Annotated in this window: 12 protein-coding genes; 9 read left to right on the top strand and 3 right to left on the bottom strand. The window is 73.8% G+C overall.

From position 1 onward, the window contains the following. Positions 1-26: 26 nt before the first annotated feature. From mshB to ABZ937_RS37755, 7 genes are all read left to right on the top strand, one after another. The gene (gene mshB / locus ABZ937_RS37785; protein ID WP_361699009.1) at positions 27-893 is read left to right on the top strand and encodes an N-acetyl-1-D-myo-inositol-2-amino-2-deoxy-alpha-D-glucopyranoside deacetylase; all 867 of its coding nucleotides are present in this window, start codon (positions 27-29) and stop codon (positions 891-893) included. Next, a complete protein-coding gene (locus tag ABZ937_RS37780; protein WP_361699007.1) occupies positions 890-1306 on the top strand; it encodes a DUF6113 family protein in 417 nt (138 codons plus the stop codon). The genes mshB and ABZ937_RS37780 overlap by 4 nt, the downstream gene beginning before the upstream one ends. A 154-nt stretch (positions 1307-1460) precedes the next feature. After that, positions 1461-3842 carry a hypothetical protein gene (locus tag ABZ937_RS37775; protein ID WP_361699005.1) on the top strand — a complete coding sequence of 794 codons (2382 nt, stop codon included), beginning with the start codon at positions 1461-1463 and terminating at the stop codon, positions 3840-3842. Positions 3843-3981: 139 nt separating this feature from the next. Next, positions 3982-4911, top strand: a complete 930-nt coding sequence (locus ABZ937_RS37770) for an ABC transporter ATP-binding protein (RefSeq protein WP_361699003.1) — start codon at positions 3982-3984, stop codon at positions 4909-4911. Continuing rightward, the gene (locus tag ABZ937_RS37765) at positions 4908-5648 is read left to right on the top strand and encodes an ABC transporter permease (RefSeq protein WP_361699001.1); all 741 of its coding nucleotides are present in this window, start codon (positions 4908-4910) and stop codon (positions 5646-5648) included. The genes ABZ937_RS37770 and ABZ937_RS37765 overlap by 4 nt, the downstream gene beginning before the upstream one ends. Positions 5649-5653: 5 nt before the next feature. Further along, positions 5654-6838: a histidine kinase gene (locus ABZ937_RS37760; protein WP_361699076.1), complete on the top strand. Its 1185-nt coding sequence runs from the start codon at positions 5654-5656 to the stop codon at positions 6836-6838. Then, complete coding sequence (locus ABZ937_RS37755) at positions 6835-7449, top strand: response regulator transcription factor (protein WP_361698999.1); 615 nt, start codon at positions 6835-6837, stop codon at positions 7447-7449. The genes ABZ937_RS37760 and ABZ937_RS37755 overlap by 4 nt, the downstream gene beginning before the upstream one ends. 19 nt (positions 7450-7468) lie before the next feature. Here the strand turns inward: ABZ937_RS37755 and ABZ937_RS37750 are convergent, their stop codons facing one another. Next, positions 7469-8335, bottom strand: coding sequence for a transglutaminase-like domain-containing protein (locus ABZ937_RS37750; protein ID WP_361698997.1), 867 nt, complete (start codon positions 8333-8335; stop codon positions 7469-7471). A gap of 29 nt (positions 8336-8364) precedes the next feature. Further along, the gene (locus tag ABZ937_RS37745; RefSeq protein ID WP_361698995.1) at positions 8365-9480 is read right to left on the bottom strand and encodes a GNAT family N-acetyltransferase; all 1116 of its coding nucleotides are present in this window, start codon (positions 9478-9480) and stop codon (positions 8365-8367) included. A gap of 139 nt (positions 9481-9619) precedes the next feature. On the opposite strand from ABZ937_RS37745, the gene fdxA reads away from it, so the two are divergent. Next, positions 9620-9940 carry a ferredoxin gene (fdxA, locus tag ABZ937_RS37740; RefSeq protein ID WP_023546973.1) on the top strand — a complete coding sequence of 107 codons (321 nt, stop codon included), beginning with the start codon at positions 9620-9622 and terminating at the stop codon, positions 9938-9940. A 120-nt stretch (positions 9941-10060) separates the two neighbouring features. Beyond that, a complete protein-coding gene (locus ABZ937_RS37735; RefSeq protein WP_361698992.1) occupies positions 10061-11158 on the top strand; it encodes a bifunctional succinyldiaminopimelate transaminase/glutamate-prephenate aminotransferase in 1098 nt (365 codons plus the stop codon). 74 nt (positions 11159-11232) lie between these two features. On the opposite strand, the gene ABZ937_RS37730 is transcribed toward ABZ937_RS37735, so the two are convergent. Next, the gene (locus tag ABZ937_RS37730) at positions 11233-11652 is read right to left on the bottom strand and encodes an ATP-binding protein (RefSeq protein ID WP_361698990.1); all 420 of its coding nucleotides are present in this window, start codon (positions 11650-11652) and stop codon (positions 11233-11235) included. Positions 11653-11893 lie beyond the last annotated feature (241 nt).

Here is an 11893-nt window from a genome sequence, read left to right as displayed (position 1 = left end):
GGCGGGGACCTCGTAGGGTGGGTCCCATGACGGATCTCCCTGACCGGCGTCTGCTCCTGGTGCACGCGCATCCGGACGACGAGTCGATCAACAACGGCGCGACCATGGCCAGGTACGCGGCCGAGGGTGCCCATGTGACCCTGGTCACCTGCACCCTGGGGGAGCGCGGCGAGGTCATCCCGCCGGAGCTGCGGCATCTGACGGGCCCCGCGCTGGGCGCCCACCGGCGCGGCGAGCTGAGTGCCGCCCTGGCCGCGCTCGGCGTCACGGACGGCCGGCTGCTCGGCGGCGCCGGGCGGTACGGCGACTCCGGGATGACGGGCCTCGCCGACAACGACGACCCCGGCTGCTTCTGGCAGGCCGACCTGGACGAGGCCGCCGGCCGGCTCGCCGACGTGATCCTGGAGGTCCGTCCGCAGGTCCTCGTGACGTACGACGACAACGGCGGCTACGGCCACCCGGACCACATCCAGGCCCACCGCGTCGCCATGCGCGCCGTCGACCTCGCGGCCGAGCGGGGCCACCGGATCGACAAGGTGTACTGGAACCGCGTCCCGCGCTCCGTCGCCGAAGCCGGATTCGCCCGCCTCCAGGACGAACTGTCCGCACTCCCGTTCGACAAGAGCGCGACCGTGGACGACGTGCCGGGCGTGGTCGACGACGCGCGGATCACCACCGCGATCGACGGCAGCGCGTACGCCGCCGCCAAGGCCGCCGCGATGCGCGCCCACGCCACCCAGATCGAGGTGGCCGAGCCGTACTTCGCGCTCTCCAACGAACTCGCCCAGCCGCTGTTCACCACCGAGTACTACGAGTTGGTGCGCGGGCAGGGGCTGCGCGGGGAGACCGACCTGTTCGCCGGCGTCCTCGCCGGCGCCGAGGAGGCGTCATGAGCGACGGCGGACCGGGCTCGATGCTCGCCCAGCCACTGCGCCCGCCCTCCGCGGGACGGGCCGCCGCCCACGTCGGCCTCTTCCTGCTCGGCGCGCTCGTGGGCCTCGCCGGGGCCCTGGTGCAGGCCGCCTGGTTCCCCGGCGGGCTGCTGCTCGCCCTCGCGGGCGCCGCCGGGGTCTTCCTCGGCGGTTCGTACGGCACCGCGAGCCGGAGCGGGGCGGTCGCGCCGGCGGCGGGCTGGATCGTGGCCGTCATCCTGCTCACCACCACGCGCCCGGAAGGCGACTTCCTGTTCGGCGCGGGCGGCGGCTCCTATCTCTTCCTGCTCGGCGGCATGGCCCTCGCTGTGATCTGCGCCACCGTTGGCGCCGGACGGCAACCCGGCGGCGGCCCCGCCCGACTTGGCAAGTGACGTACCACTTCGCCGTGCGACGCACGTGCGAGTCCGGTGTGGGTTTCCTCAGCGGTCATGGGATACGCGCCAGAAGTGGCCAGTATGGTGGTGCGCGCCGCCGAGCCGCCCGCGAGGTCGTAACGGGCGGTGGAGCCAACTGGGAGAACCTGCCTTGAGTCGTGAAACTGACACTCCGTCCACCGGGCCCAACGGGCGCGGCGGAGCCTCATACCCCTCCGGCACGCCGCCGTACGGGACCCCCATGGCTTCCGACGACGGTACGGACGCGGGCCGTTCGGGCACGCGGCCGGAGGAGAAGAAGACCGAGACCACGCTGACGACCCGGATCCGGATCAACATCCCCGGATCCCGGCCGATCCCGCCGGTCGTCGTGCGCAAGCCCGTCGGGGAGGGCGAGGGCACCGGCGACGAGGCGCCCGCCGCGGAGCCGCGGCCCGCGGCCGACCGGACGCCCGCCGCCCCGGCCGCCCCCGCTCAGACCCCGGCCGAGCCCGCCGCCCAGGCCGAGGAGAAGACCAGCGACTGGTTCGCGCCCCGCAAGTCCGGCGCCGGCAAGGGCGGTCCGGCCGGCGGCGGCACGAACGGGGCCGGGATCCCCGGCGGTTCCGCCGCTTCCGGCGCGCCGGGCCCCCGTACGGGTGGTCCGGGTGCGCCCGGCGCCGCCGGTACCCCCGGCGCACGCCCCGGCGGCGGCCGTCCCGGCGGTGTCGTCGGCTCCATGAGCGTGCCCGGCGGCCCTCGCTCCGGCGGGGGGACCTCCCAGGGCCTGCCCGGTGCCACCGGCGGCCCGGTCGCCCCGGGCCACGGCGGCGGCACGGGCTCCTTCGACGTGACCGAGGCGCTGACCGCGGGCCCGCTGGGCGGCGGCTCCCGCCCCGGCTCCGGCACGCCCGGCGAGCCCCGCCGGGACGACCTGCCGTACTTCTCGGAGAACGGCCCGGACAGCGCCGCGCAGAACACCCCGGGGACCGGCGGCCCGGACGGCTTCGGCGCAGGTACGGCGGGCGCGAGCGGTTCCGGCGGCTACGGCGGTACCCACGGCGGCCCCGGCGGCGCCAGCGGCTTCAACGGGCCCGGCGGTTCCGGCGGCCCCGGCAGCCCCCAGGGCCCGGCCGGCCCCACCAGCGGCCCCGTCACCGGCGACAGCAGCCTCGGCGGCTTCGGCGGCGAGCCCTTCGACGGCCCCGCGGGCGCCGGCTTCGGCGGCCAGAGCCGCCCGGCCGGCCCGGGCGGCCACGGCACCCTGCCCGCCCGCAGCGCGCTGGCGGACCTCGCCGATCTCGACGGACCGGCCGGACCCGCCGGTGCCGGTGTCCCCGGCGGCGCACCGGGGGCCGGGCTCGGCCCCGGCGGCGGCCTCAGCGACGACACCGCGATCCTCACCCCGCAGAAGCCGGCCCCGGAACCGGGCGCGCCCGGCTACCGCTCCCCGGCCGCCGACAACGTCTCCGGGCACACCGTCACCAGCGGCATCCCGGTCGTCCCCGGCGCGGGCAAGTCCCCCTTCGGCAGCCACGCCGACGGCCCGGCCGTGCCCGTGGCGCCCAAGCCCGAGCCGGCCCCCGCGCCCAAGGCGGCCAAGCCGAAGAAGAAGGGCCGCAGCAAGCTGGTGCTGCTCGGCGTCGGCGTGGTCGTCGTCGCGGCCGGTGCCTACGGCGCCGGACTGCTGATGAACCACACCGACGTGCCCAAGGGCACCACCGTGCTCGGCGTCGACATCGGCGGCGGCACCCGCGACGACGCCGTCAAGAAGCTGGACGACGCCTTCGGCAGCCGGGTGAACAAGCCGCTGAAGCTGTCCGTCGGCGGCAAGACGGTCTCCCTCACACCCCAGAAGGCGGGCCTGCAGTTCGACTACCAGGCCACCGTGAGCGAGGCCGCGAAGAGCGACTACAACCCGGTCCACGTCATCGGCTCGCTCTTCGGGCAGAAGCGCGTGGTCGAGCCGGTCATGCCGGTGGACGAGGAGAAGCTCCAGGCCGCCCTCCAGCAGTCCGGCGGCGGCTCGGGCTCGGTCACCGAGGGCACCATCACGTTCGAGGCCGGCAAGGCCGTGCCCGTCTACGGCAAGGCGGGCAAGGCCATCGACGCCGGCCGGTCCACCCAGGCGGTCGAGCAGGCGTACCGCACGCTGGTGGAGACGGACAGCGCGGCCCCGGTCACCGTGCCGAGCACCACCAAGCAGCCGACGGTCTCGAACGCCGAGGTCGACCGGATGATGAAGGAGTTCGCGCAGCCGGCGATGTCGGGCAGGGTGACCGTGCAGACGGACGCGGCCCACTCGGTCCCGCTGAGCCCGCAGAACTCGCTGTGGAAGTTCCTCAAGGTCACGGCCGTCGACGGCAAGCTGGTCGACAAGCCCGACCTGAACGCCCTGAAGCAGCTGTACGGCGGGGCGTTCGACGGGGTGCTGATCACCCGTGGCAACGGCAAGAAGACCGCCGTCACCCCCGAGGACGTCTACGCGTCCCTGCGCCCGGCGCTGATGAGCAAGACCAACCGGCTCGCGGTCATCGACACGAACCCGAGCTAGCCGTCACCGCACAGGGGGCGTCCTCCGCCGAGGGCGCCCCCTCGCCGTGTCCGTCACCCGATCCGCATGACATCTGTCATCCGGCACTCAGGACCGCCGACACTGCCGGGCCCGGGGCCCTCCCGGACAGCATGGACGCATGACGACGACAGCGGCACCGGCCACCACCGCCCCGGTGGTCGGGTTCGACCAGGTGACCAAGACGTACGGGAGCGTGCGGGCCGTCGACGGCCTCTCGCTCCGGCTGTACCCGGGCGAGACCGTCGCCCTCCTCGGCCCGAACGGGGCCGGCAAGTCCACCACCCTGGACCTGCTCCTCGGGCTCAAGCACGCCGACAGCGGCGCGGTGAGCCTGTTCGGCACCAGCCCGCGCGAGGCGATCGTCGCCGGCCGGGTCGGTGCCATGCTGCAGAGCGGCGGGCTGATGGACGGGGTCACCGTGGCCGAGCTGGTGAAGCTGGCCTGCTCGCTGCACCCGCGGCCGTACCCGGTGCCCGACGTGCTGGCCCGCGCGGGCATCGCCCAGATCGCCGACCGCAAGGTCGACAAGCTCTCCGGCGGCCAGGCCCAGCGGGTCCGGTTCGCCCTCGCCACCGCCGGCGACAGCGACCTGATCATCCTGGACGAGCCGACCACCGGCATGGACGTCTCCGCCCGCCAGGCCTTCTGGGCCACCATGCGGGAGCAGGCCGACCAGGGCCGTACGGTCCTCTTCGCCACCCACTACCTGGAAGAGGCCGACGCCATCGCCGACCGGGTCCTGGTGCTGCACCGCGGCCGGCTCCTCGCCGACGGCACCGCTGCCGAGATCAAGGCCAAGGCGGGTGCCCGGCGGGTCGCCTTCGACCTGGCGGGCGAGATCGACGAGGCGGCCCTGCGCGCCCTGCCGTTCCTCACCTCGATCGACGTGTCGGGCCAGACCGTCCGCATCCAGTCCTCCGACGCCGACGCGACCGTCCACGCCCTGTACGGCCTCGGCGTCTACCCCCGCAACCTCGAAGTCGCCGGGCTCGGCCTGGAGCAGGCCTTCGTCGCCATCACCGCCGCCGAGGAGGCGAAGCAGTCGTGAACAGTCTGATCAAGCTGGAGCTCACCCGCGCCCTGCGCAACCGCAAGTTCCTGTTCTTCTCCGTGGTCTACCCCTCGGCGCTGTTCCTGCTGATCGCGGGCAACGCCGACAACCACACCGAGGTCGACGGCACGGGCCTGACCCTGCCGACGTACATGATGGTCTCCATGGCCTCCTTCGGCGCCCTGACCGCCGTGCTCATGGGCAACAGCGAGCGCATCGCCAAGGAGCGCGAATGCGGCTGGGTACGGCAGCTGCGGCTGACCACACTGCCCGGGCGCGGCTACGTCCTCGCCAAGACCGCCAGCGCGGCCGTGGTCAGCCTGCCGTCCATCGTGATCGTGTTCGTGGTCGCCGCGCTGGTGAAGGACGTCCACCTCGACCCGTGGCAGTGGCTCGCCCTCAGCGGTGCGATCTGGGCCGGCAGCCTGGTCTTCGCCGCGCTCGGAGTCGCCATCGGCTACCTCGCCAGCGGTGACGCGGTCCGCCCGATCACCATGATCACCTACTTCGGCCTGTCCATGCTGGGCGGCCTCTGGATGCCGACGACCACCTTCCCGCACTGGTTGCAGAACATCGCCAAGTGGCTGCCCACGCACGCGTACGCTGCACTGGGACGGGCGATCGAGCAGAGCCAGGCGCCGCACACGACCGACATCGCCGTTCTCGCCGTCTACTTCGTCCTCTTCGCGGGCGGCGCGGCCTGGCTGTACCGGAAGGACACGCTGAAGGCGTGAGCACGATGACGGAAGACCGGCACGCCGGAACGCCGAAGCACACGCCCGTGGGCTGGCCGCCCCGCAACCGGCGCGAGCTGCTGGTCAAGACGCTGTGGATCGGGGTGTGGCTGGTCTTCCTCAGCTCGCCGGTCGACGACCTGGTGGGCGGCGGGCACTCCACCGGCGCCACCGCGGCCGGCTCGGTCGGCCTCGCGGTCTTCGTCGGGGTCTACCTGACGCTGGTCTTCCGCAACATCGGCCGGCCGTTCTCCCCGCGCGTCGTGCTCACGCTGGGCGGGATCCTCGGTGTGCTCGCCCCGGTCCTCGCCTACACCTTCGGCAGCGCCTGGCTGGGCCTCTTCGTCTACCTGTCGGTCGCCTGGGGGGCCACCCTGCCGCTGCGGGCGGCCTACTGGGCCATCCCCGCCTCCGGCGTGGTGATGTACCTGATCGGCCTGCACTCCGACGAGAAGGAGGCCCGGGGCCTGCTCCTGCTGGTCCTCCTCATCGGCTTCGCGATGACCGGCGTCGGCCAACTGGTGCGGACCACCATCGAGTTGCGCAAGGCGCGGGCCACCGTCGCCCAGCTCGCCGCCAACGAGGAACGGCTCCGCCTCGCCCGCGACCTGCACGACCTGCTCGGCCACTCCCTCTCCCTGATCACCCTGAAGAGCGAGCTGGCCGGGCGGATGCTGCCCGACCACCCCGACAAGGCGGCCCAGCAGGTCGCCGACATCGAACAGGTCAGCCGGCAGGCGCTGGTCGACGTCCGGGAGGCCGTCACCGGCTACCGGCGGCCCCGCCTCGCCGCCGAACTCGCCGGCACCCAGGTCGCCCTGACCGCCGCCGGGGTCACCGCCGAGGTGCCCGCCGAACCCGACCTCGCCGACGTGCCCGAGGAGGCCGAGTCCGCCCTCGCCTGGGCGCTGCGCGAGGCGGTCACCAACGTGGTCCGGCACAGCGGCGCCGACCGCTGCGTCGTCCGGCTGCTGCACCGCCAGACCCTGGACGGGCCGGTGCTCGAACTCTCCGTCGAGGACAACGGATCCGGCGGTTCCGGCAAGGGGCCCGGCAACGGACTCACCGGCCTGACCGAGCGCCTGGAGAAGGCCGGCGGCACCCTGGAGGCGGGCCGGGCGGGGCGCGGTTTCCGGCTGGTCGCCCGCGTGCCCACGGCCTCCGCGGCCGACGTAGGATCCGGTCCATGACGAGCACGATCAAGGTCCTGCTGGCCGAGGACCAGTCGATGGTCCGCGAGGCGCTGGCCGCGCTGATCGGCCTGGAGGACGACATCGAGGTCGTCGCCCAGGTCGCGCGCGGCGACGAGGTGCTCGCGGCCGTCGGCGCGCACGGCGTTGACGTGGCGCTGCTCGACATCGAGATGCCCGGCTGCACCGGCATCGAGGCCGCGGCCCGGGTGCGCCGGGAGTTCCCGCGGGTCAAGCTGGTCGTCCTCACCACCTTCGGCCGGCCCGGCTATCTGCGCAGCGCCATGGAGGCGGGCGCCGACGCCTTCCTCGTCAAGGACGCCCCGGCCGCCCAGCTCGCCGAGGCGATCCGCAAGGTCCTGTCCGGGGAGCGGGTCATCGACCCCACCCTGGCCGCCGCCGCGCTCGCCGAGGGCGCGAACCCGCTCACCGAGCGCGAACGCGAGGTGCTGCGCGCGGCGGCCGACGGCTCCACCAACGCCGAACTGGCCGAGGCCCTCCACCTCTCCCAGGGCACGGTCCGCAACTACCTGTCGACGGCCATCCAGAAGCTGGCGGTACGCAACCGGGCGGAGGCGGTCCGGATCGCCCGGGACAAGGGATGGCTTTGATCTAAGGGATGGCTGTGACCTAGTTGAGCTTGGCGCGCGCCGTGCTCGCCTCCTGCCGCACCTTCCGCGCCGCCGGCTCGTCCACCACCTCGATCAGGTCGGCGTAGTACTCCAGCTCCTGCGCACCCGCGACGAACTCCCCGCGCTGCACCAGCAGCTGCCCGTGCTCGTAGCGCAGCCGCGCCGGATGCGAGGGGATCAGCAGCGCCAGCTCCACGGCCCGCAGCGCCACGTCCGACCGCTCCGGCCGGGCCGCCGCCCACGCGCGGATGTTGTTGAGGATCCGCTGGACGACCTCCAGCGGCGCCGCCGGCTCCAGCATCGAGGGGTCCAGCGGCGCCCCCGTGGCGCCCACCACCAGCAGCTCGGCGTCCGTCCCGGTCAGCACGCGGCCCGCCTCGAAGGGATCGGCCAGCACCTGCTCCGCCGCCGCCCCGAACCCGACCACGAAGTGTCCCGGCAGCGCGACCCCGTACACCGGGGCACCCGCCCGGCGCGCGACCTCCAGCCACACCACCGACAGCAGGATCGGCAGCCCGCGCCGCCGCCGCAGCACCTCGTGCAGCAGGGAGGACTCCAGCCGCTGGTAGTCGCCCGGCGTCCCGTGGAACGCGTAACGGCCGCCGAGCAGCCGGTGTACGGCCTCCGCCCAGGCGTGCGGCCCGCCCGGCCGGTACGGCAGCTCGCCCGCGAGGCGGTCCAGCTCGGCCTGCGCGGCGTCGATGCCCGTCTCGTCCAGCGAGCCGTCGGTCTCCGCGCCGATCAGCAGGCACAGCGCCGACAGGTCCGGCCGCTCGGACCGGGCCTCCTCGGCGAACCGCCGGCGCAGCTCGGCGGAGCGCTCGGGCGGGGGCGGGTACGGCGGCGGCAGATACGGATGACGCATGGCAGGCTCATGCCCTTCCACGGCGGTTCCTACGACCGTCCGGGGCCGGAGGGCGTCCCCGGCTCCTCAGGTGCCCGGTAGTGGTGGTAGGCGTGGTGCGGGGTGAAGCCGAGCGCGCGGTACAGCGCCCGGCCGCCCTCGTTGTCCGCCTCCACCTGGAGCCAGGCCGCCGAGGCGCCCTCGTCCAGCGCCCGCCGGGCCAGCGCGGCCATCACCTCCGTGGCCAGCCCCTGCCGCCGCCGGCCGGGGTCCACCTCGACGGCGGCGAACCCGGCCCACCGCCCGTCCACGACACACCGCCCGATCGCCGCCGGCGGCTCCCCGTGCCCGGCGCCGGGCACGGACGCGAACCACACCGAGGGCCCCGACCCGAGCACCCGCAGGGCCACCTCGCTCACCCCCTTGCGCTGGTACCGCGCGAGCCATGCCTCGTCCGCCGTCCGGGACAGGACCACACCCGCGCCCTCGGCCCGGTCCGCGACCGGCGCCAGGGCACCGGTCCACAGCCCGGCGGTCACCTCCCGCACCCAGCCGCGCCGCTCCAGCTCCGCGCACAGCAGCTCCTGCGTGCCCTCAGCGCCGGTCGCGGTCTGCACATAGGCGGGCAGGCCACGCTCGCCGTACCAGCGTCGTACGGCCTCCAGGGCCGCGTCGAGCGGAAGACCGGGGTCACCGAGCGGCAGCACACTGTTGGCCCGCCGGGTGAAGCCCGCCCGTCGCCCGACCACCGCCCCTCCCGGACGCTCCCCCAGCGCCGAAAGCCTGGGGGCACCCCCATCGCGCGGCCCCACCTCGACGGCGGCCCGCAGCTCCCACTCGCCGAGCCGCTCGCTCTCCACCGGCCGCCACGCACGCGCGGCGATGCGCGCGAGCTCCGGGTACGTGGCGGCGGGCCCCCTGCGACGCGCCGGGGCGGCCGGCACGACCTTCCCCGCGACCAGCGCGGATTCCGGGATTCTCACCCTTTCGCCGTCCCGCCGTGTGATCATGAGCACGCCACCGTCCCAGGATGTGAGAACACCCACCGTGTCAGTGAACTTCTCGGGCCCGGCACCGGGTTCGCCCATGCGCCGTACAGATACCCGTTTCCCCACGTCAGCTGGGGTGATTCGGACTTCCAGGCGTCCTGTCGCCGAGATTTCCACTGGTCAGTTCACCCCTCCTGTTCGGATCATGCTCCGGAACGGAGATACTAGGGGCGGGCATCGACGACGCCGCGCTCCCGCGCGCCAGGCGGCGGGCCTGAGGAGGCCCGCCAGCGCCCTATCGAGGAGGAACGACAGCGTGACCTACGTCATCGCGCAGCCTTGTGTCGACGTGAAGGACAAGGCGTGCATCGAGGAGTGCCCGGTCGACTGCATTTACGAGGGCTCCCGGTCCTTGTACATCCACCCGGACGAATGCGTCGACTGTGGTGCCTGTGAGCCGGTCTGCCCGGTCGAGGCGATCTTCTACGAGGACGACGTCCCGGAGGAGTGGAAGGACTACTACAAGGCGAACGTCGAGTTCTTCGACGAGCTGGGCTCGCCCGGCGGCGCCAGCAAGCTGGGGCTGATCGAGCGCGACCACCCCTTCGTCGCCGCGCTGCCGCCGCAGGGCGAGTGACCGTCTGAGCGCCAAGCGGCCCAACCGCGCCGCCTCGGTCCCGTACGGCCCGATCACCCTGATCGGCGCCGTACGGGACCGAGGCGTTTGCCGCACCCGTACGAAAGTGAGCCACTGATCGTGTCCGCAGTCTCCGACCGCCTTCCCGACTTTCCCTGGGACAAGCTGGAGCCGTACAAGAAGACGGCCGCGGCCCACCCGGACGGCATCGTCGACCTCTCCGTCGGCACCCCGGTCGACCCGGTCCCCGAGCTGATCCAGAAGGCCCTGATCGACGCGGCCGACTCCCCGGGCTACCCGACCGTCTGGGGCACCCCCGCGCTGCGTGACGCGATCACCGGCTGGCTGGAGCGCCGCCTGGGCGCCCGCGGGGTCACCCACCGCCATGTCCTGCCGGTCGTCGGCTCCAAGGAGCTGGTGGCCTGGCTGCCGACCCAGCTCGGCCTCGGCCCCGGCGACAAGGTCGGCTACCCGCGCCTGGCCTACCCCACCTACGAGGTCGGCGCCCGCCTCGCCCGCGCCGACCACGAGGTCTACGACGACCCGCGCGAGCTGGACCCGTCGAACCTGAAGCTCCTCTGGCTGAACTCCCCGTCCAACCCCACGGGCAAGGTCCTCTCCCAGCAGGAGCTGACCGACATCGTCGCCTGGGCCCGCGCCCACGACGTCCTCGTCTTCTCCGACGAGTGCTACCTGGAGCTGGGCTGGGAGGCCGACCCGGTCTCGGTCCTGCACCCGGACGTCAACGGCGGCTCCTACGACGGCATCGTCGCCGTCCACTCCCTCTCCAAGCGCTCCAACCTGGCGGGCTACCGCGCGGCCTTCATCGCCGGCGACCCGGCCGTCCTGGGCCCGCTGCTGGAGATCCGCAAGCACGGCGGCATGATGACCTCCGCGCCGACGCAGGCCGCGGTCGTGGCGGCCCTCGGCGACGACGCCCACGTCCAGGTGCAGCGCGAGCGCTACGCGGCCCGCCGCGAGGCCCTCAGGGCCGCCCTCCTCGCCAAGGGCTTCCGCATCGAGCACAGCGAGGCGAGCCTCTACCTCTGGGCCACCCGCGACGAGTCCTGCTGGGAGACGGTGGCCCACCTGGCCGAGCTGGGCATCGTGGTGGCCCCGGGCGACTTCTACGGCGAGGCGGGCAAGAACCACGTACGCGTGGCCGTCACGGCGACGGACGAACGCGTACAGGCGGCGGTGGCCCGCCTGACGGCGTAGGGCCGCCCCCGCACACACAAGCCGGCGGGGCCAGGGAGAGGAACCCTGGACCCCGCCGGCGGTCACCGTCGGGCTCAGCCGAGCGGCAGGCCCTTGACCGGCAGGTTGGACGTCGGCAGTCCGCCCTTGGTCGCGCCGGAGGCCGCCTCCCCCAGGACACCCGCCGCGGTCCCGGCCGCGGCGCCCGCGGCCTGCTGCGCCGCGGGCGCGGCCTTCTTCAGGGCGCTGCCACCGGTCTTGCCCGCGGCGGGCACCGCCTGCTCGACCGCCTTGCCGCCGGTGTGGCCCGCGAGGGAGGTGACGTTCTGCGCGGCACCGTCGACGGTTCCGGCGACGTGCGTCGCGTCCGGCGTGGTCAGACCGCTCAGGTTCGGGGAGGCCGCCGGCAGGGTCGTGGCCGCACCGGCGGAGCCGGCCGCACCGACCCCGGCAGCCGCTCCCGCTGCGACGAGCAGCGCGGCACGGGCGATCCGGCGGGTCAGAGGGAGGGACATGATGCTCCATTCGACGGGAGAGAACGGTATGTGCGTCCGGGCTCGGATCCGGCTCGGACGCCGTGACTACCGCTCGAAGCCCCCGAAGGTTGCGGACGTCCCCGGTAAAGAATGGATAACGCATCGCATTATCGGGTGTGGAGAAAAACGGGCAAAGAGCGTCTTCCCGCGACTCCGCAGAATCCTTCCCGCCCTTGATTTCCAAGGGTTTCCACAACCGGCACGGCATTCGCCCGGACAG

Origin of the sequence: Streptomyces sp. NPDC046727, assembly GCF_040645635.1 — a bacterium.
In the GTDB taxonomy this organism is placed as follows: domain Bacteria; phylum Actinomycetota; class Actinomycetes; order Streptomycetales; family Streptomycetaceae; genus Streptomyces.
The sequence above is the reverse complement of the archived record's forward strand: the minus strand, read 5'-3'. Positions and strand labels throughout refer to the sequence as shown.